Genomic DNA, 21050 nt, shown 5'->3' with positions numbered 1-21050 from the left:
ACACATCAGTGACCGGCAGCGAGGGCATCCATGACGAAGCGGGACGGACGGAAATTCTCGATCAGGATTTCCTTTTGTTCACCGCGGATCATCCGCACTTGGCTGATGTTGAAATTGGGAGTTTTGTGGGGGGCAAAAAGGATGTCGTCATGCGTCGAGTTCTCGTGACGCTTGAACATGTCCGGTAAAATGTCACCGCCGAGATGGTCGTCGCGACCGGTGGCCAGGTGGCAGGTGCCGAGCACTTTCTCATCCTGAATGTCGGCACCGGAAACTGGCAGCACTTGTGTGCCAAAACCGAGCTCACCGAGTGTCCCGGTCATCGGGTCATCCTGCAGGCGTGCGTTGTGGGCGTCGATGGTGGCTTGATTGCCTTCGATCAAGGTCGAGTGGACAATGCAACGATCTTCCACCTCAAGCACTCCAAGGGTGCCGTCCTCGTACTTCATCGGGAACTGGCCTCGCGCATCGGTTGGCACGAAGTAAACTTCACCCGCAGGGAGGTTCGCAATGTCTGGCTTGCTGCCGTTGCAAAGGCCGTGGGATTTCTGCGCTTCCTGCCCGCCGAGGCCGAGCCAAGCGGTAAGAACCCTGCCGTCTTCCAGTTCAAAGTCGATCTCGATGGAGTCCGCCTTGGTCAAGGCGAGACGGATTTTTTCAGCATCTTCGGAGACTCGATGATAATCCACGGCGAGGCCGGAATTGAGAATGATGTCGTTCAGCCCGTGCAGGGTCGCACCACGGAAGTTGAACTCCTTGCACTTGGCGGTGAGTGGTGCCGTGGCAGAGAAAGTTGAGATGCAGAGAACGAGATCGTATTTTGAATAAATATCCGCATCCAGGGAAAGATGATTGCCGTCCGTATCCCAGACATCGTCCTCTAAATCGAGATTGGAGCCGTAGGTGCAGCGATAGGCGTACATTTCACCGCCAGTCATTTGCAGCTTTTCCATCACGCCGTTTTTCAAGCCGAGGTAGAAGTGCTCGTAAGCGTTTTTTTGCACCGGGAAGCCTGGCTGATCCAAAAACGCGAAATTTTGAATCAGCTCCGCTGGCTCATCGAAATCGATCAAAATGCAAACGCGGCAATCTTTCGTAGGCTCAAAAACGGTGCCCAGAAGGCGGCTCAGATCGAATGGCGGAAACTTCCGATTTTCGGGATGAAGAAGAATTTCCTCGCGAAGATAATCAGGCAAAGAGGGAGCGGCGAGCGATGACATAGTTGTCTAACTTATGAACAATGAGGGGTCCCGCAAGGGATGTTTTTTGTAGAGGGGAGGTTGAATCTTCAAGCGCTTGCATCCACGCGCGAGGACTCTGAGCGAATTATTCCCGATTATGCCATCGATTTTTGATTGTTATAACGAAATATTCCGTTACGAGAATCGTTGTCATGCCAGACGTGGTCCAGTTTTCTAGGGCAATCGCCGATTCGACGCGGTGGCGCATCGCCAAGCTCGTGCTTCGTGAAGCATTGTGCGTCTGCGAGTTGGCGGATATTCTGGAAATGAGGCAATCCACTGTTTCCAGCCATGTTCAAATTCTTCGTAAGGCGGATTTGTTCGAGAGTGAAAAATGCGAAAAATGGACCTACTTTCGCATCCGATCCGAGTATCGCCCCTTAATTCTGGCGCTTGATCAGTTCTTCGCAGAGCAGGCTAACGAGGCTTGGAGCCACGATGCTCCACGTGCCGCAGCACGGCTTTTGCAGCGTGAACAAAGCTGCTGTCCCGGTCCGCGCAAACTCATTTCCACAACACGAGATACGACCCTGACCTTAAAAATCCGATGATCCTTTCCGAACTCAAATCCCTGCTCTCCAGCCATGCCGACCGCGCATTCCGCATCAGTTTGCCGGACGGCTCCGCAGTGCCGGTTTCCTTCCACGTGACCGAGGTTGGGCGTGTTCAGAAGACATTTCTCGACTGCGGCGGCAAGCTGCGGGAGACGGTGACGTGTCAGTTGCAAATCTGGGTCGGACCAGATTTCGAACATCGCCTCGAGACCGGGAAAATGGCGTCGATCCTGAACCTGGCGTCCGCTTACTTGCCGGACGAATCGATTCCAGTGGAAATCGAATACGAAAATGAGGTGATCTCCCAATACACCATTTCCAGCCATGAGCTGACGGATGAGGCGGTGGTCTTAAAACTGGCCAACAAGCATACGGAATGCCTTGCGCCTGAACTGTGCGGGCTTCCGCCTGGCTTGCCTCCCCTTCCGGGATCGAGAAAAAGCAGCTCCGGCTCCTGCTGTGGGCCCGCCGGATGCTGCTAATCGAGCGATCTGTCTCAAACCCAGGACTGGCGCAGCAGATCCTTGAGACGATCCGGCTCGGTTGCGGAAGTTTTTGCAACGAACCCGCGGGCATGGGCGAAATGAACGTCCTCAGCCTCTTGGATGCGGGTGAAATCCAAGCCCGGGTGGTCGTTGTGGCGTGATAACGCGAAGCCGTTTCCGCGGCGATCCGGGTAGACCAAGGCCGCTACTGATTGCTCGGGCGGTAGGTTTTGGACATAGCGGCCGATGCCTGCCGATGGTTCGTCCGGAAGAGGTTCGGTGCGGGGCAGAAACAACGCGCGCCACGGGCCGGTTGGGCCGTCGAGTTCCCAAATTTCCGAGTTTAACTCAATGTGATTCAGCCGGTCGCGAAGATTTCTGAGGTAGAAGAGCAGATCTTCACCGATCCAGCGCATGACTTCCCACAAGGTATCGCCCGGGTTCAATTCCGAGCAGCTGGCGAAACGACGCAGCAAGGTGATGTCGATCGGTGAGTTCAATTTCGCGAGAGTTTCGCGGTCCACGCCAAGCCAGCGGCCGGTTTCGATTGGTCCGCGCGTGTCGAACCACTCCGCGGGTTCGAGCCAATCGCAAAAGACCCGTGCATCTTCATAAACACCAAGGTGTTGCAGGACCAAGCTGAGAGAGCAAGTTGGCGTGTAATCTTTGGGAAACTGGTGATGATCGAAATTCGATCGCTCTGGCGAGTGCTCGCCCCCTACATCGACCACTGCGATGGAGCTATCAGCCAGGTCAGCATCCGTTGGTTCACGGCGGACCAAAGAAACCGGGCTTTCCGCGAGAAGAAGGCAGCAGGCGAGAAACTCGTCCTTATGCGAGCCGCCGGGGTGTGTGAGAATCAAAGAAAAGCTCATGGTAGTAAGGGTTGGGCGACCGGATCATCAATCGCTGGGGGAGCACCTTACGAGCGATGCTCCGAATGGAAAGCGATTAGAATGCGGCGGGTCGGGAGAGGCGATTTCGGCTTGGCCATGCTGCATTCCGCCTTCGAATTAGATGCTGACAGCCAGAGGGTAACCGGCTTAGGTTTCGACAATGCGAGTTACGTTTTTTTCGCTTTTTGTCGGAATTTGTTCTATTGCGTTCGCTGCTGCCGAGCCGGTGATCAGTGAATTCATGGCGGACAATGAGTCGACGATTGCCGATGAAGACGGGGATTTTTCAGATTGGATCGAGATTCATAATCCCACTTCTGATCCGATTTCACTGGCGAATTGGTCACTCACCGATAAGCCCGGGAATCTGACGCAGTGGAAGTTTCCGGCGGTGACGCTGCAGCCGGGAGAGTTTTTGGTGGTTTGGGCTTCTGGCAAAAATCGACGTTCGGTGAGCGGTCCGTTGCATACGAATTTCGCGTTGTCGAAGGACGGTGAGTTTCTCGCGCTGGTCCGTCCGGACGGCTCGACGGCGCAGTCCTTTGATCCGGAGTTTCCGGCTCTGGCGGAAGATGAATCGTTCGGCCTGCGGTTCGAATCGACGGCGCTGCTTTCGGAGACGGCGCTTGGCCGCTATCGAGCACCTGCAAGCGCGACAGACCCGGGTGATGGGTGGAATCAGCCGTCGTTTTCCGACAGTAGTTGGACCAGTGGCCAAAGCGGGTTTGGCTTCGGCATCACGGTGCCGGGAATCACCGTTCGGCAAATTTCAAAGAACGGCTCAGTCACGGGTCTCACGGATGCGCTGAATCTGATCACCTTATCGGAAGACGATCCCCTGGTGCTTGCCGCGACTTCGAAGGTGTATGATTGGGTGAACTTTTTGGGCGAAGGCGCGGAGGGGAACTATGCATTCAATGAAGTTCCCCCGGGCGGTGGTGGCGAAAACTACGTTTTGGAAGCCACGGGTTTCGTCACCATTCCAACTGCAGGCACTTACACCTTCGGCCTCAACTCGGACGACGGCGGCCGTATCCTGATCGATGGCACGGAAATCATGCGCGACGATTCGTTTCATGGACCGACAGACCATTTCGGCACGATTTCACTCACTGCGGGTGAGCATTCGTTCCAGGTCGTGATGTTTGAGGGAAACAGCGGTGACTGTCTGGAATTCTTCGCGGCGTCCGGCGCGCGATCGACCTTCGACGCCAGTGTTTTTCATCTGGTGGGTGATGTGGCAAGCGGCGGGCTGGCGGCGAGCACGAATCCACCGGGCACGGGCGGTTTGATCGGCACGGATTTGTCGCGAGTGATGGCATCTCGGCCGAGTGTTTACTTGAGAATGCCATTCACGGCTCCGGTAGCGGAAAATGCCACTGTGATGTCGCTGGTGATGCGCTACAACGATGGCTTTGCGGCGTGGTTGGATGGCGCGAAAGTCGCGACGGCAAATGCACCTGCATCACCCGCGTGGAACTCGGTGGCAACAGCAAGCCGGACCAATCCAGCCAGCCTGCGAGCGCAGGGATTTAATCTCACATCGAGCTTGTCGACGCTCCATTCCGGATCGCACTTGCTCGCGATCCAGGGGCTGAAGAGCTCCTCTGCGGACACGAGTTTTCTGGCCTTGCCAGAGGTGATTGTGGGGAATTTGAACTCGGGCCTTGATCCGGTGAAATACGGCGGTGGCCTTGCGACCCCTGGTTGGATCAACGGCACGCCAAGCTCTCTTGGGACGGTGGCAGACACCCAGTTCAGCGTGGATCGGGGATTTTTCAGCAGCCCGTTCAGTGTCGAAATCACCAGCGCCACGCCAGGCGCCATCATCCGTTACACGACCGATGGCTCCGAGCCGAGCGAAACGAATGGCCTGACCTACGCGGAGCCGATCCAAATTTCATCAACGACCGTGCTGCGCGCTCAGGCAACTCTGGACGGTTGGGAGCCGACGAACATCGATACGCAAACTTATTTGTTTCTCGATGATGTGCTGGGGCAATCGGCCGACGGTTCGGCGCCTCCGGGCTGGCCAGCAAGCAGCGGCACCTCTCAGGTGCTCGATTTCGGGATGGACCCTGAAATCGTCAACAACCGGGACCCGGAAATTGGCGGACCTGAGGAAATCAAGGCCGCCTTGTTGGCACTTCCCACCGTTTCGATCACGACGGACCTCGGCAATTTGCTGAACATCGATGGCTCGCAGGGCATTTACTCGAACCCGGGGAGCCGCGGGTTTGCCTGGGAACGACCGGTATCCATGGAATGGATCGATCCGCCGGACGATTCGCATCCGAATGGTAAGGGGGAATTCCAAATCAATGCCGGCGTGCGGATCCGTGGTGGTTCATCGCGCGATACCAATAATCCGAAGCATGCATTCCGGTTCTTTTTCCGGGACGACTATGGCGATACCAAATTGCGCTACCCCTTGTTCGGCGCGGATGCCGCTCAGGAGTTCGACAAGATCGATTTGCGCACCGCGCAGAACTACTCCTGGTCGTATGGAGGAGATTCTCGGAATACATTTCTCCGCGAAGAATCGTCGCGTCAGGCGTTGTTAGATATGGGTCAGCCAGGGTCGCATGTGCGATATGTCCACCTTTATCTGAATGGCCAATATTGGGGACTCTACAACCTGGACGAGCGGACTGAGGCGGCCTTTTCCGAAAGTTATTTCGGTGGCGACAAGGAGGAATATGACGTGGTCAAGGCCGAGCAGGAAACCGATTACACAGTAGGCGCAACCGATGGCAGCCTCGACGCATGGCGGCAGCTTTGGGATGAAAGCAAGGCACACCGGGCGTCGCCCACGAATGCCAATTATTTCAAAATGATGGGGCTGGCGGCGGATGGAGTGACCCCGACGGACGATCCGGTTTTGTTAGATGATGGGAATTTGATCGACTACCTGTTGCTAACGTTCTGGACCGGAAATCTGGATGGCTCGGTGTCCTATTTCCTCGGCAGCGACAAGAGCAACAACTGGTTCGGCAGTCGGCGCCGTGAAAACAATCCGGGCCAGGGATTCCAGTTTTTCGTCCACGATTTTGAGCACACGATGCTGGACGTGAACGAAGATCGCACCGGTCCGTTTCCAAGCGCGAACGAGTCGAACTTTGCCTACTCCAGCCCGATGTTTCTGCATCAGGACCTGATTGGAAACGCCGAATACCGGCTGCGTTGGGCGGACCATGTGCAGAAATTCATGTTCAACAACGGGGCTCTAACAGGCAACGCCTGGCAGAACCGGATCAGCAAATTGGCGGAATCCGTCGATGGCTCAATCGCCGCTGAAAGCGCGCGCTGGGGCGATGCCAAACGGGATACTCCCTACACCCGGGTGGACTGGATGAACGCACGCGATCAGCTTGTGGCTCTCACCTCACAGCGCAATCAGGTGGTGCTGAATCAGCTTCGTGCCGACGGGCTCTATCCATCGATCGATGCGCCAATTTTGTCGCCGTTTGGTGGTCACCAACCGACCGGAGTTCAAGTTTCCGTGCAAGGCCCGACAGGAGCCACGGTGTATTACATGCCGGATGGCAGTGACCCGCGCGAGATCGGTGGAGCGGTCAAATCGGGAGCACGGGTTTACAGCTCGACCACGACCCAGGCGGATCTGATTCCATGGTCGGCATCCGGCTGGAAATTCCTAGGCGATGGCAGCGATCTGGGCACGGCTTGGCGTGAGCCGGAGTACGATGATGCTTTGTGGTCGACCGGAAAGGCTGAACTTGGCTACGGCGATGGCGATGAATCGACGCTGGTGCCGATCGTCGATGTAGATCCATCAACTGGTGGCGTGCAAAAGGCCGCGACTTGTTATTTCCGCAGGGATTTCAACCTCTCTAACAAAAACGAGATCACGAGTTTGACCTTATCGGTCGAGTATGACGACGCCTACGCGGTTTACTTGAACGGAACCCGCATCGCCGGCAATCTTCCGCAGAATCCGGCTTACGATTACTACTCGGGAAATGTCATCGAGGATACCATTGAGACCACGACCCTGACTGCGGCGTCGTTGCGGGAGGGAACCAATACTCTTGCGGTGGAAATTCACCAATCGGTCCCGGACAGCAGCGATCTGAGCATGAATTTGCAGCTCAATGCAGTGCGATCGACAACGAGTACGCCGTTGATTTTATCCGAGGTTGGCCCGGTGACGTTGAGATTCCGCGCCAAGAGTGGCGATACGTGGAGCGCCCTGGCGGAATCGACCTATCAAATCGGTGCCGCCTTGCCGGTGGCGGGTGAGTTGGTGGTTTCGGAAATTTTCTATCATCCGCAAGATCCGAATGGTGATGCTGAGTTTCTCGAATTGATGAATGTCGGCAGCAACGCGCTCGATGTTTCAGGGGCCAGGTTTACCGAGGGCATCGATTACACCTTCCCGGATGGGACCGTGATCGACGTCGGTCAACGGGTGCTGCTGGTGCGCAGTCTGGCTGCGTTCGAGGCATTGTTCGGCAGCGGAAAGCCCGTGTTCGGCGAATTTGCCAACGACACCGCACTTTCTAACAGCGGCGAACGGCTCAAGCTGGAATCGGTGGATGGTAACACTCTGTTAGATTTCACCTATGGCACCGCTTTCCCCTGGCCGGAATCGGCCGATGGATCGGGCACGAGCCTGGTGTTGTTAGATCAAATGAATCCGGATGATCCAAGATCCTGGCGGGCAAGTGCGGTGGCCGATGGGACGCCGGGTGGGACGGATTCCATCGCGCTCGCACCGGGGCAGGATTTGTTAGATTATGCCTTGATGGACAGACCAGCGCTGGATCCGGCAAGTGGCCAGTTTTCCGTGAAGCGCAAACTGGGAGCGGACGATGCGAGTGTGACCGCCGAGTGGTCGTCAGACCTGGTCAATTGGTCAGCTGAATCAATTTCCCTGATTTCTGAAATACCGGATGGGGAAGGAAACTCCACCCTCACCTGGCAGCTCGATCCCCTACCGCCTGGCAAGGCTTTCTTTCGCCTGCGAGTCGATGAAAACCGTTAGATCCATTTTTCGGAGAATTGCTGATGGTATGGAACTTGTGTGAACTGCGCATGACCGAAATTGAGTGCTGACAGGTCCCGGTCCGGGCGAATAGATAACTAGAATGCGTGTGACGTTTTTGTCAGGTATTCTCGGATTTTCCCTTATTTCCGGTGGGTTTGCCCAGCCGGTGATCACGGAATTCATGGCGGATAACGAAACCACGATTCCTGACGAAGACGGCGATTACTCGGACTGGATCGAGATTCACAACCCAACCACCAGTTCGATTTCGTTGGCAAATTGGTGCCTGACGGACAAGTCCAGCAACTTGACCCAATGGAAATTTCCGGCCGTTTCCCTGGCACCGGGCGAGTTCCTCGTTGTCTGGGCATCCGGGAAAAATCGCCGCACGGCCGGATCGCCATTGCACACCAATTTCTCGCTTTCGAAGGGGGGCGAATTCCTCGCCTTGGTCCGGCCTGATGAGTCTATTGAGCAATCATTTGATCCGGGATTTCCCGCTCAGGCGCCTGATGAATCCTATGGTTTGCGCTTTCAATCGACCGCTGTTTTGGCTGAGGGGGCGACGGGAAAATACCAGGTGCCAACCCGCAATAAAGACCCGAGCTCGGACTGGATACAGGCAGCTTATGATGATTCCGCCTGGGCGTCCGGCCCGAGTGGTTTCGGCTACGGCATCACGGTTCCCGGCATCACGGTGCGCCAGGTTTCCAAAAATGGCAGCATCGGCGGGCTGAGTGACGCGCTGAATGTGTTGGCTCAGCCGGAGGGCAGTTCGTTGGTTTATTCTTCCACAAGCGGGGTCTATTCCACGGTGAATTTCATGAGTGATGGCCCGGAAAGTCACTTCGCGTTCAGCAACGTTCCACCGGGCGGTGGCGGTGAGAACTACGTTTTGGAAGCGACGGGTTATGTCTACATTCCGACGGCCGGTCTCTACACGTTTGGCCAGAATACCGACGATGGCGGGCGCATTTTGATCGATGGCTCGGAAATCATGCGTGACGACATGTTTCACAGCCCGGCGGATCGGTTTGGCGTGGTTTCGTTGACGGCAGGTTACCACTCGTTCCAAAGCGTGATGTTCGAGGGCGGTGGCGGCGATTGCCTGGAGTTCTTTGCCGCACCGGGCAGTCACACCAGCTTTGACGAAAGCGTATTTCGCTTGGTCGGCGATGTTGCGAATGGTGGCCTCGCCGCTACCACGACGCCTGCCGGGACCAGCACGTTGATCGGCACGGATGTGAGTTCGGTGATGTCGGGCAAGCCCGGTGTTTATTTACGCATGCCGTTTTCCTCTGAAGTCGCCTCGGCGACGGCTGCGTCTCTGGTGATGCGTTATGATGATGGATTCGTTGCCTGGCTGGACGGAGTCAAAATGGCCTCCGGAAATGCGCCGACAAGCCCGGCTTGGAATTCGCTGGCATCTGCCACGCGCGGCAGCGGTGACGCATTGCGTCGCAGCGGCTACAATTTCACGGCAGGGCTGCCCGCCTTGCAGTCGGGCTCGCACGTTTTGGCCATCCAAGGTCTGAAATCATCCACCACCGATGGCAGTTTTCTGGCGTTGCCGGAGTTGATTTTGGGAAACCTGGATCAGACTTTGGCTCCGGCGGCTTATGGGGATGGCTTGGCGACTCCGGGCTGGATCAACGGCTCGCCAAGTTCGCTTGGAACGGTCGAGCCGGTGGAATTCAGTGTGGATCGGGGGATTTTCGATGCGCCATTTAATCTCCAGATCAGCACGCCAACTCCCGGAGCGGTGATTCGCTACACGACCAATGGCTCCATCCCGGACGAAACCAACGGAGTTACCTACACCGGGCCGCTCTCGGTTTCTGCGACGACGGTGCTGCGGGTGCGCGCGATTCTCACCGATTGGGAACCGACGGAGGTGGTGACGCAGACTTACGTTTTTCCAGCAGATGTCATCCGCCAGTCGCCGACAGGTTCAACCCCGCGAAATTGGCCAAACACTAGTGGGACAGATCAGGTTTTGGACTACGGCATGGACCCGGAAATCGTGGATCATACCAATCCTGACATTGGCGGCGAGGAAACGATCAAGGCGGCCTTGAAGGCGATTCCGACGGTGTCGCTGACGACGGAGATGTCGAATCTGTTCAACATCAATGGCTCACAAGGCATTTATTCAAATCCGGGAAGCCGGGGGTTTGCTTGGGAACGCCCGGCCTCGATCGAATGGATCAACCCGCCGGATGAGACGCATCCGAACGGGACCAGTGAATTTCAGGTCAATGCCGGCCTGCGCATCCGCGGCGGCTACTCGCGCTCGACGGACAACCCGAAGCATTCGTTCCGGTTGTTCTTCCGCGAGGACTATGGCCCCACGAAGCTGGAGTATCCGCTGTTTGGGGATGAGGCGGCGCAGGAATTTGACAAAATCGATCTGCGTACGGCGCAAAACTACTCCTGGTCGTTCGAGGGTGATACGCGAAACACGTTTTTACGCGAAGAGTCATCCCGTCAGGCGATTTTCGACATGGGGCAACCGGGGTCGCACGTGCGTTACTTTCATCTCTATTTGAACGGCCAGTATTGGGGGCTTTACGATTTGGATGAGCGGACCGAGGCGGCATTCTCCGAAACTTATTTCGGTGGCGATAAGGATGAATATGACGTGGTGAAATCGGATTCGGATAACGGCTGGATCATCAGTGCGACCGACGGCAGCCTGGAGGCGTGGCAGGATCTTTGGGATGCCAGCAAGGCCCATGCGGCATCACCCACCAACGCGAATTATTTCAAAATGATGGGGCTGGCAGCCGATGGCGTCACGCCGACCGATGATCCGGTGCTTTTGGATGACGACAATCTGATCGATTACATGCTGCTGACGTTTTGGATGGGAAATCGCGACGGTAGTTTGATGGCGGGTGAAAATGGTCGTAGCAACAACTGGTTCGCCAGCCGCCAGCGCGAGAACAATCCGGGCCAGGGATTCCAGTTTTTCGTGCACGATTTCGAGCACTCGATGTTGAGTTTGAGCGAAGATCGGACCGGGCCGTTTCACAGCGATTTCGAGACGAATTTTGACTACAGCAGCCCGTATTTCCTGCATCAGGATCTGACGGGAAATGCGGAATACCGCATGCGCTGGGCGGACCATGTGCAGCAATTCATGTTCAACAGCGGAGCGCTGACGGGGGAAGCGTGGCAAAATCGATTCAGCAAACTGAGCGCCTTCGTCGATACCTCGATCGCGGCGGAAAGCGCGCGTTGGGGCGATGCACAGAGCTCCACCCCATTGACCCGTAACAATTGGGTGAGCGCACAAAACGAGCTGGTGACCTACGCGGCCCAGCGGAATGCGATCGTGCTGAGCCAACTGAAAGCCGATGGACTCTATCCAGCGCTCGATGCGCCGATTTTGTTCCCGTTTGGCGGCACCCAGCCGTTGGGCACAGAGGTGACGATCCAGGGGGCTGCAGGCGCGACGATTTATTACATGCCGGACGGAAGTGATCCCCGCGCGATCGGCGGCGGGTTGAAGACGGGCGCACAGATTTACACCGCCTCCACCACCAGCGAATTCCTGATTCCCTGGTCATCGGGAGAATGGAGCTATCTTTCGGATGGCAGCAATCAGGGAACCGCCTGGCGATCTGCTTCCTTTGACTCAAGAACCTGGGCCAAAGGTTACACCGAAATTGGCTATGGCGATGGCGACGAAGCCACGGTTTTACCCATTGTCGATGCGGACCCGGCTACCGCTGGCACCCAGAAAGTGGCGACTTACTATTTCCGCAAAACTTTCGACATGGCGGATGCCGCATCGGCGACCGCACTTTCCCTCACCATCGAATACGACGATGCCTACGCGGTTTACCTCAATGGAAGCCGGATTGCGGGGAATCTTCCACTTGATCCGGCATTCGATTATTACACCAACAGCGCCATTGAGGACACCATCGAGACCCTAAGCATTCCACCTAGCCTGCTGCTCGAAGGTCGCAATACCATCGCGGTGGAAATCCATCAGGCCAATGCTTCCAGCAGTGACCTCAGCATGAATCTTTCACTGGCTGCAGTCCGCTCCGCCACGGCGACACCGATCTATTTGTCAGAGGTCGGCCAGAAAACGCTGCGCATTCGGGCCAAAAACGACACCGAATGGAGTGCCTTGGTGGTCGCTGATTATCAGGTGGGAACTGCCCTGCCGCAGCCAGGCCAGCTGGTGATTTCGGAAATTTCGTATCATCCACAAGACCCGCATGATGAGGCGGAGTTTCTGGAAATTCTCAACGTCGGCGGCTCCGCACTGGATCTTTCTGGGGCGACTTTCACCGATGGGATCGATTTCACCTTCCCACAAGGCAGCACGATCGACGTCGATGAGCGAATGGTTCTGGTGCGCAATGCAGACGCCTTTGCCGAGCTTTACGGCAGCGTGCCGGTTGCCGGGGTGTTCGAAAATGACACGGCTCTGTCGAATGGTGGCGAGCGGCTGATTCTGGAATCGGCCGACGGAGTGACTTTGCTGGATTTTGAATTCGGCACGGAATTCCCCTGGCCTCTCTCAGCAGATGGCTTAGGGCGTAGCCTGGTGTTGACGGATGTTTCCTCTCCTGGCGATCCACGATCCTGGCGACCCAGCCGCGAAGCAAATGGCAGCCCTGGCAGCTCCGATTCGTTCTCACGCGCGCCCGGTCAGGATCTGCTCGACTACGCTTTGGCGGAGCCGACGCCGCAGTTGAATCCGGCAAATGGTGAGTTTTCCATTTCCCGGAAACTCGGGGCCGATGAGGTCATTCTTTTCCCCGAGTGGTCTGCCGATTTGCTCAACTGGTCGAGCGCTTCCGTTTCTCTGATCGCGGAAACGCCGGATGCATCTGGCAATTCGACTTTGACCTGGAAGCTGGAGCCGTTGCCGTCAGGACAGGGCTTTTTCCGCCTCCGGGTGGTTGAAAAGCAGTGATTTTGATCGGTTTTTCAGGGCGGAAGTTTCAAAAAACTGCCGAATTTAGGCGAATCCCGCCTTGCCACAGGCGGAAAAACCGTGCATAGCCCCGCACCGCTGCCCGGAAAGTCAATCCGTACCTCCACTTCTCATGTCTCTGAAAATTCGCAACCTCGCCATCATCGCCCACGTTGACCACGGCAAGACCACCCTTGTCGATCAGCTGCTTCAGGCTGGCGGAACATACCGTGAGAACCAAGCGACGCAGGAGCGCGCAATGGATTCGATGGACCTTGAAAAAGAAAAGGGCATCACCATCAAGGCGAAGAACACCGCCATTCTTTGGAACGATTACACCATCAACATCGTCGACACCCCGGGCCACGCCGACTTCGGCGCGGAGGTGGAGCGCGTGATGAAAATGGTCGACGGCGTGCTGCTCGTGGTGGACGCGTCCGGCGGTCCTCAAGCGCAAACCCGCTTCGTGCTGCGGAAGGCGATGCAGGAAGGCCTCAAGCCGATCGTGGTGATCAACAAGATCGACCGCCCGCTCGCCACTCCTGAAAAAGTCCGCGACCAGGTTCTTGAGCTGCTGCTCGATCTGGACGCCGATGAAGATCAATTCAACGCACCTTTCGTTTACGGCTCCGCCCGCGATGGCTACTTCATGGACAGCCCGGACGGTGAGCGCAAAGACTGCATTCCTTTGCTGGAAAAGATCGTCGAGCACATCCCTGAGCCAAAAGCTGACCCGGAAGCCCCTTTTCTCATGCTCGTCTCGAACATCGAGTGGGACGACTACGTGGGCCGTGTTGCCATCGGCAAGGTCCTCGGCGGCAGCGTGAAAAAAGGCGACACCGTTTACCTCCTCCGCGAGGACGGCACCAAAGTTCAATCGAAGGTGATGAAAACCTTCACCTACTCCGGCCTCGCAACAGCGGACTCGGAAGGTTGTAGCGCAGGCGGCATCGTCGGCGTTGCCGCTGGTATCGAAGACGTCGCCATCGGTGAAACCCTCGCAGGTTCCGTCGAACAAGAGCCGCTTCCTTTCGTTGCGATCGATCCTCCGACCGTTTCGATGCAGTTCTCGATCAACGACGGCCCGCTGGCCGGCAAGGAAGGCAAGCACGTGACTTCCCGTGCGATTCGCGATCGCCTGATGCGCGAGCTGAAGACCAACATTTCGATCACCGTGGAAGATACCGACCAATCCGGTGTGTTCGACGTTTCCGCCCGTGGCTCGATGCAGATCGCCGTTTTGGTGGAGCAAATGCGCCGCGAAGGTTTCGAGGTGCTGGTTTCCCGACCTGTCGTGATTTTCCGCCGCGATGCAGGTGGCCAATTGCTTGAGCCTTTCGAAACACTCTATGTTGAGGCTCCAGGCGATTACACCCAGGGCATCCTCAAGATCTTGATGAACCGCAAAGGCATGATGGAAAACATGGACACCGAGGCATCCGGCCGTGTGTTCATCCAAGCCACCATCCCAACCCGCGGTTTGATCGGCTTCGAAACCGAGCTCGTGAACCTGACTTCCGGTCACGGCATCATGTCCCACCTTTTCAAGGAATACGCACCGCACGCCGGTGAAATCCAGAACCGCACCACCGGCACCCTGGTTTCGATGGAAGCCGGCGCTGCCACCCCGTTCTCGCTGCAATCCCTCGAAGATCGCGGCATCCTGTTCGTTGCCCCTGGCGACGCGGTTTACGGCGGCATGTTGGTGGGTGAAAACCCACGGGTCGGCGACCTTCCGGTCAACCCTGTGAAGGAAAAGCACCTCGATAACATGCGTTCCTCCGGTAAGGACAAAACTTCCAAGCTCACCCCTCCGGTGCGATTCTCGCTTGAGCGTGCGATCGAATACATCGACGCGGACGAGCTGGTGGAAGCGACCCCGCAAAACATCCGCCTGCGCAAGCGCATCCTCGATGCCAACGCCCGCAAGCGCGCTGCCAAAGTCGGCGCAGGCGCCGAAGACCGCAGCAACCGCGGCTGATCCGGTATCGGAAGTTCTGCTTCCACCCCAATCAATTCCAAAAAGCCCCACGGGAAACCGCGGGGCTTTTTGTGGTTTTTAGCGGTATATTCCAACCGAATAGGATACAAATTCCTGCGATCGAAATGTCGTTGACTCAGGGCAGCCTCACACGATGGTTCCCACCATGGCAGGAAAGAGAGATCTCACCCGGTTGCATGCGGAGAGGATGTTGGGCCCGGATGATTTGGCCAGTGCGGCCCAGAGGTTGATGCCCGATTTGGATGGATTGCCGGAGGTTTCTCAGGGAACGGCAAAGGTCTCCCGCGAGCGGATGAGCCGATGGTGGGAGAAATCCGGAGCCAAGCCGGATTTGCGCAAGATCTTGTTAGACTCGGTGACGGATGATGTAACTGCCTATCAGGGCAATATTGAAAATGCGATCGGCTTCCTTCGTTTGCCGATTGGTATCGCAGGCCCGCTGCGGGTGAACGGTTTGGCTGCAAAAGGAGACTTTTTGATCCCTCTGGCAACGACGGAAGCTGCCTTGGTTGCGAGTTATCATCGAGGTTGCCGGGTTCTAACAAGTGCCGGTGGATGCTCGACTCTGGTTCTTTATGAAAATGTAAATCGTGCACCAGCTTTCGTTTTCAAAACCACTTCCGAAGCCTGCCAGTTCGTCGTTTGGGCGATGTCGATGTTTGAGGAGTTCGAACGAATTGCAGCGACGACGACCTCTCATGGGAAACTGGTCGACATCGGCTGCACGGTTGAAGGGAATCACGTTTACCTGAACTTCGAATTCACCACGGGAGATGCTTCCGGCCAGAATATGGTCACCTTGGCGACTCAGGCGATATGCGATCAGATCATGGCGACGGCGCCGGTCACACCACTTCGCTTTTACGTGGAATCCAATCTTTCCGGCGATAAAAAAGCCAGCGCCCGTGCATACCATTCGACTCGTGGGAAAAAAGTGACGGCTGAGGCGATCATCCCAGCCGAATTGGTCGCGAAACTTTTGCATACGACACCGAAGGCCATGGTCGAATATTGGCAAATGTCAGCGATCGGAGGAGTTCTTAGCGGCACGATAGGTGTCCACGGCCATTTCGCAAACGGGCTGGCGGCGCTGTATCTGGCCACGGGCCAGGACGCGGCATGCGTTGCAGAATCCGCGACCGGAGTGACCCGGTTTGAAGTCACGGAAGATGGCAATCTTTACGCGACGGTGACCCTTCCGGGTATCATGATTGGCACCGTCGGTGGTGGCACCGGATTACCCAGCCAAAAGGCGTGCCTGGAACTGATGGGCCTGGCGGGAGCGGGAAAAGCCCGGGCTTTATCAGAAGTCTGCGCAGCCCTGCTTCTGGCAGGTGAGCTTTCCATCATCGCAGCCTTGTGTGCCGGACATTTTTCCCGAGCTCACCGGAAACTCGCGCGCACTGGCAAGTCGTAGATCCATCGTACTATCTCATCATGAAACGTTGGTGGATCTATCAAAAGGAGCGGTTTCCGGTCGTGGCTCATGCGCCATTGATCGCCGCCTTCAGTGCCTGCGCGGTTTCATTTTCAAGTTTGATTCGCGGCGCTGCCCCGCCAGGACCGGCGACCTATGGCGTGGCCTTCTTGGTTTGTCTGTTGATGTTTTTGCAATTGAGAATTGCGGATGAGTTCAAGGACGCGGATGAGGATGCGCGGTGGCGGCCGTACCGCCCGGTGCCACGGGGGTTGGTGAAGCTTTCCGAGTTGCGTTTGGTTTTCATTGCTGCTGCCATTTCTCAGCTCGCTCTGGCTCTTTGGCTGGATCCGAGGCTGCTATGGGTCCTGGCGATTGCCTGGTCCTATCTGGCTTTGATGAGTGTTGAGTTTTTCTGCAGAAATTGGCTGAAAAAACGGCCGGTGATTTACCTGCTGACTCACATGGGAATCATGCCGCTGGTCGATTTTTTTGCGACCGCCTGCGATTGGATGCCTCGATCGGGACATGCTCCGCATGGTTTGGGATGGTTTCTAACAGCCAGCTTTTGCAATGGCGTGGTGATCGAAATCGGCCGGAAGCTTCGGCAGCCTGAGGACGAGGAAGAAGGAGTGGAGACCTACAGTCGGCTTTGGGGAAAACGAGGGGGCGTTCTTGTCTGGCTTGCCGCGTTGTTAGGCACACTTGTTAGTGCGGCGCTCGCTGCACGTGAGACCGGCCATGTCTTACTTCTATCCATTCCGTTGGGCCTGGCCTTTATCGGCTCCATTCCATTGGCGATCCAGTATGTCACGAATTCAACGCATGGTCGGCGAATCGAACATTTTTCAGCAATCTGGACTTTGATGCTCTATCTTCTCTTGGGACTGATCCCACTTGCCATCCATCACTTGATCTAACCGATGCCTGAATTTCCCGATCAATCCCACCGTTTTGGCGGCAAAGGCAATGCGCTGGCTGACTTGCAAAGCGCTGACTTCCCTGTTCCCGACTGGTTTGCGATCTTACCGCAGGAGTCGATCGATCCTGGTGCAATCACCGATGCCCTGAAGAAAATAGGCGGGGTCCAATTCGCGGTGCGATCCTCGGGCTTGGCAGAAGATGGTGCTGCTCATTCCTTTGCCGGCCAGTTCGACACGTTTCTTCATGTGGAAAAACCAGAGGTGGTGGAGAAAATCGAAGCGGTTCGCAGTTCGGCGCGAAGTGAATCCGTGATTTCATACTGTTGGGAGCAAGGAATTGATCCACCGGGTGCACCTGCAGTCATTGTTCAGCGAATGATCAATCCAAAGGCCGCTGGTGTCGCCTTCAGCGCGGACCCGGTCCGTGGTGAACGCGGCCTGTCAGTCATCGCAGCAGTCCAAGGGACGGGTGAAAAATTGGTTTCTGGCGAAGTCGATGGAGAAACCTGGGAAATCGATCGTCTGGGAAATGTTAGGGCCCGACCGGATCAATCCATTCTAACAGAAGCCGAAGGGCTCGCAGTCGCGAAGCTTTCAGCGGATTGTGAACTCCACTTCGGGCGCCCCCAGGATATCGAATGGGCTGTCGATGCATCCGGCAAGTTATGGCTGTTGCAATCCCGGCCGATAACAACTTTGGCGAAGCAGCCAGACCCGACGGATCTATTGCGGGTTTGGGACAACAGCAACATTGCCGAAAGTTATGGCGGAGTGACCACGCCTCTCACCTTTTCGTTTGCCCGCAGAATCTATGAATCCGTTTACCGCGAGTTCTGCAGGCTCATGTCGGTGCCTGCTTCACGGATTGCCAGAGCAGACGACGTTTTTCCTCAAATGCTCGGGCTGATCCGTGGTCGAACGTACTACAATCTTGGTAGTTGGTATCGGGTTCTCGCGCTTTTGCCGGGCTTTCAGGTGAATCGTAATTTCATGGAACAAATGATGGGAGTGAAAGAGCCGCTTCCGGGTTCACTGGTCCAGTCGATCATTGAGGAATCGAAAACCAATCGGATTTCGGATACTCTCGCCCTGATTCGGACTTGTTTCGGCCTCATCCGGCGTCAGCTCGGTTTACCCAGGCAAGTTCGTGAGTTTCAGCATCGACTCAATCGATCGTTAGCAGCCCCACCCATCGCGCTCAGCCGGATGAGCGGCGAGGAATTGGTCGCGCATTATCGGGAATTGGAGCGGCAACTTCTGAAGCGGTGGGATGCGCCACTGGTGAATGATTTCTTCGCCATGATCTTCTACGGAGTTCTCCGTGGTCTCTGCGGGAAATGGATCGGTGATCAGGCAGGGACGCTGCAAAACGAACTCCTGGCAAATACTGGAGGGATCATCAGTGCTGAGCCGCCGCGCCGGATCATCCGAATGGCCAAGTTAGCGGCAGATTCTCCGGAGCTTGCCACGCTACTGGCGAGTCCGACAGCGGGCGAGCGCGAGAAGCTCGCTGCTCTCAAGAAGCATGAGAAATTGCAGCAGGAATTCGAAAGCTATCTGAACGAATTCGGTGATCGATGCCTTGAGGAGCTCAAATTGGAAAGCCCGACTGTCCGCGATCATTCCGCGACCTTACTTTCATCGATCGGCGCGCTTGCATTGCGCGGGACATTTCCAGCGGAATCGATCATTTCACAGACAGAGGCTCCGCGGATCGAAAACCCGCTCAAACGCTGGATCTTCCACTATGTCCTGAACCAAACTCGGGAAAAAGTCCGGTGCCGTGAGAACTTGCGCTTCGAGCGAACCCGTCTTTTTGGTCGTGTCCGTTCGATCCTGCGAGAGTTAGGAAAACGCCTTTATGCCGATGGGCAGTTGAATGCGCCTGAAGATGTTTTCTATCTGGAATTGCAGGAAATCCTCGCAGCCTGGGAGGGAACCGGGACGGTGCTCGATTATGCGAAACTTGCCGACCAACGGCGTGCTGAGTTCAAGATCTATCAACTGGAAAGTCCTCCACCCGATCGATTTCAGACTCATGGCCCCGCCCATCGATACCGCGAATTCGTGGCATCCTCGGGTTCACCTGAAATCCCCGTCTATGACGGCAGCAGCCTGAAAGGAACCGGAGCTTGTCCTGGCATCCGAACGGGAAAAGTGCGTGTGGTGTTAGATCCGAAAACAGCGCGCTTGGAATCAGGAGAGATTCTGGTGGCACTGCAGACGGATCCAGGATGGGTTGTGCTTTTCCCTGCGGCTTCAGGGTTGCTGGTCGAGCGAGGCAGCCTGCTGTCGCATTCGGCGATTGTTTCGCGGGAGCTTCGATTGCCCTGCATTGTTTCCCTCCCAAATATCACCGGGATTTTAAAAACCGGTGACGTCGTTCAAATGGACGGCTCCACCGGTGAGGTCAAAATTTTAGAACGTGCTGATGCATCATGAAGCAATCCGAGATTCAAAATCGTGCCGATTTTTCAAATGTGCGATACGCCCAGTGTTGGGAAGACTCCAAGCTGTTAGTCGGCGCGCTGGATCCTGCGGGGAGGGATTGCCTGAGCATTGGTTCCGCAGGCGACAATAGTTTCGCGCTCCTGGCAGCTGGAGCGGCGCATGTGACGGCCGTTGAAATGAACCCGGCACAGATTGCCTGCATCCAGCTACGACGCGAGGCATACTTGCATCTAACCCACGTGGAATTTCTGGAGCTGATAGGTTCGAGACCCTGCAACCATCGATTCGATTTATACCGACGCTGCCGCGGCGGTTTGGAGCCCGATGTCCAGGCATTTTGGGATGCGAAGAAAGAAATCATCGAGAATGGCATCGGCGGTTGTGGAAAGTTTGAGAATTATTTCCGATTGTTCCGAAATTATGTGCTGCCTCTGGCGCATCGAAAATCGCGAGTGAATCAATTGCTCATACCTCGGGATCATGGAGGTCGAATTCAATTTTACGACAAGGTCTGGAACCACTGGCGGTGGCGGGCAATCTTCCAGTTGTTTTTCTCGCGCAAGACAATGGGAGCTTTGGGCAGAGATCGTGAGTTTTTCAAATACGTCGAAGGCTCCGTGGCGGATCGCATCCTTGCCAGAACGAAGCATGCCTTGGTGGAGTTGGAACCGTCAGCAAATCCCTATCTGCATTGGATTCTAACAGGCACTCACGGTTCCCACCTGCCCGAGGCTCTTGAGGAGAAGAACTTTCATTTGATACGTAGTGCTCTCGAACAAGGCAGATTTAGAATCCTCAATCAACCGATCGAAGCGCTTTTCGAGCAGGAGCCGGAACGGAGGTATGATGCCTACAATTTGAGCGATATCTTCGAATACATGAACGAAGAGAATACCGGATCATTGTTAGAAAAGATTGTTGAGGTCTCGAACCCGGGAGCGCGTCTGGCTTATTGGAATATGCTGGCTCCGCGATCCAGGCCCGAGCGACTGTCTAACAAGTTGAAATTGTTGCCGGAACTGGCTGAGCAGCTTTTCCAACAGGATCGCGCCTTTTTCTACAGTCGCTTTGTGGTCGAGGAGGTTGTTCGATGAGTTTGCGGGACTGGCCTTCGGTCTTCGCCGTGCTTTTCGG

At 56.0% G+C, this 21050-nt stretch carries 11 protein-coding genes; 9 read left to right on the top strand and 2 right to left on the bottom strand.

Going from position 1 to position 21050, the window contains the following annotated elements; genetic code table 11:
- Window positions 1-5: 5 nt before the first annotated feature.
- Window positions 6-1220, bottom strand: a complete 1215-nt coding sequence (locus JIN85_RS07690; protein ID WP_234047299.1) for a M29 family metallopeptidase — start codon at window positions 1218-1220, stop codon at window positions 6-8.
- A gap of 173 nt (window positions 1221-1393) precedes the next feature.
- Here JIN85_RS07690 and JIN85_RS07685 point away from each other — a divergent pair, with 173 nt between their 5' ends.
- Together JIN85_RS07685 and JIN85_RS07680 are read left to right on the top strand one after the other, a co-directional pair.
- A complete protein-coding gene (locus JIN85_RS07685) occupies window positions 1394-1792 on the top strand; it encodes an ArsR/SmtB family transcription factor (RefSeq protein WP_200269302.1) in 399 nt (132 codons plus the stop codon).
- The gene (locus JIN85_RS07680; RefSeq protein ID WP_200269300.1) at window positions 1789-2277 is read left to right on the top strand and encodes a DUF6428 family protein; all 489 of its coding nucleotides are present in this window, start codon (window positions 1789-1791) and stop codon (window positions 2275-2277) included. Before JIN85_RS07685 ends, JIN85_RS07680 begins: the two co-directional genes overlap by 4 nt.
- Window positions 2278-2291: 14 nt before the next feature.
- On the opposite strand, the gene JIN85_RS07675 is transcribed toward JIN85_RS07680, so the two are convergent.
- Window positions 2292-3155 (bottom strand): MYG1 family protein, encoded by an 864-nt coding sequence (locus JIN85_RS07675; RefSeq protein ID WP_200269298.1) that lies wholly within the window; start codon window positions 3153-3155, stop codon window positions 2292-2294.
- A 181-nt stretch (window positions 3156-3336) separates the two neighbouring features.
- Here JIN85_RS07675 and JIN85_RS07670 point away from each other — a divergent pair, with 181 nt between their 5' ends.
- The 7 genes from JIN85_RS07670 (at window position 3337) to JIN85_RS07640 (ending at window position 21010) form a co-directional block, all read left to right on the top strand.
- Window positions 3337-8181, top strand: a complete 4845-nt coding sequence (locus JIN85_RS07670) for a lamin tail domain-containing protein (protein ID WP_267906632.1) — start codon at window positions 3337-3339, stop codon at window positions 8179-8181.
- A gap of 118 nt (window positions 8182-8299) precedes the next feature.
- Window positions 8300-13123: a lamin tail domain-containing protein gene (locus JIN85_RS07665; RefSeq protein WP_200269294.1), complete on the top strand. Its 4824-nt coding sequence runs from the start codon at window positions 8300-8302 to the stop codon at window positions 13121-13123.
- Between the two features lie 133 nt (window positions 13124-13256).
- Window positions 13257-15104 carry a translational GTPase TypA gene (gene typA, locus JIN85_RS07660; RefSeq protein WP_200269292.1) on the top strand — a complete coding sequence of 616 codons (1848 nt, stop codon included), beginning with the start codon at window positions 13257-13259 and terminating at the stop codon, window positions 15102-15104.
- A 166-nt stretch (window positions 15105-15270) separates the two neighbouring features.
- A complete protein-coding gene (locus JIN85_RS07655; protein ID WP_200269290.1) occupies window positions 15271-16542 on the top strand; it encodes a hydroxymethylglutaryl-CoA reductase in 1272 nt (423 codons plus the stop codon).
- A 20-nt stretch (window positions 16543-16562) separates the two neighbouring features.
- Window positions 16563-17462: a UbiA family prenyltransferase gene (locus JIN85_RS07650; RefSeq protein WP_200269288.1), complete on the top strand. Its 900-nt coding sequence runs from the start codon at window positions 16563-16565 to the stop codon at window positions 17460-17462.
- A 3-nt stretch (window positions 17463-17465) separates the two neighbouring features.
- Window positions 17466-19907 carry a PEP/pyruvate-binding domain-containing protein gene (locus JIN85_RS07645; protein ID WP_200269286.1) on the top strand — a complete coding sequence of 814 codons (2442 nt, stop codon included), beginning with the start codon at window positions 17466-17468 and terminating at the stop codon, window positions 19905-19907.
- Window positions 19904-21010, top strand: a complete 1107-nt coding sequence (locus tag JIN85_RS07640) for a BtaA family protein (protein ID WP_200269284.1) — start codon at window positions 19904-19906, stop codon at window positions 21008-21010. Before JIN85_RS07645 ends, JIN85_RS07640 begins: the two co-directional genes overlap by 4 nt.
- Window positions 21011-21050 lie beyond the last annotated feature (40 nt).

The organism is Luteolibacter pohnpeiensis, from assembly GCF_016595435.1.
In the GTDB taxonomy this organism is placed as follows: Bacteria; Verrucomicrobiota; Verrucomicrobiia; order Verrucomicrobiales; family Akkermansiaceae; genus Luteolibacter; species Luteolibacter pohnpeiensis.
The sequence above is the reverse complement of the archived record's forward strand: the minus strand, read 5'-3'. Positions and strand labels throughout refer to the sequence as shown.

Excerpts from the sequence above, each read along its gene's own strand:
- JIN85_RS07690 (WP_234047299.1), bottom strand. The coding sequence starts at position 1,220 with ATGTCATCGCTCGCCGCTCCCTCTTTGCCTGATTATCTTCGCGAGGAA.
- JIN85_RS07685 (WP_200269302.1), top strand. The coding sequence starts at position 1,394 with ATGCCAGACGTGGTCCAGTTTTCTAGGGCAATCGCCGATTCGACGCGG.
- JIN85_RS07680 (WP_200269300.1), top strand. The coding sequence starts at position 1,789 with ATGATCCTTTCCGAACTCAAATCCCTGCTCTCCAGCCATGCCGACCGC.
- JIN85_RS07675 (WP_200269298.1), bottom strand. The coding sequence starts at position 3,155 with ATGAGCTTTTCTTTGATTCTCACACACCCCGGCGGCTCGCATAAGGAC.
- JIN85_RS07670 (WP_267906632.1), top strand. The coding sequence starts at position 3,337 with ATGCGAGTTACGTTTTTTTCGCTTTTTGTCGGAATTTGTTCTATTGCG.
- typA (WP_200269292.1), top strand. The coding sequence starts at position 13,257 with ATGTCTCTGAAAATTCGCAACCTCGCCATCATCGCCCACGTTGACCAC.
- JIN85_RS07655 (WP_200269290.1), top strand. The coding sequence starts at position 15,271 with ATGGCAGGAAAGAGAGATCTCACCCGGTTGCATGCGGAGAGGATGTTG.
- JIN85_RS07650 (WP_200269288.1), top strand. The coding sequence starts at position 16,563 with ATGAAACGTTGGTGGATCTATCAAAAGGAGCGGTTTCCGGTCGTGGCT.
- JIN85_RS07645 (WP_200269286.1), top strand. The coding sequence starts at position 17,466 with ATGCCTGAATTTCCCGATCAATCCCACCGTTTTGGCGGCAAAGGCAAT.
- JIN85_RS07640 (WP_200269284.1), top strand. The coding sequence starts at position 19,904 with ATGAAGCAATCCGAGATTCAAAATCGTGCCGATTTTTCAAATGTGCGA.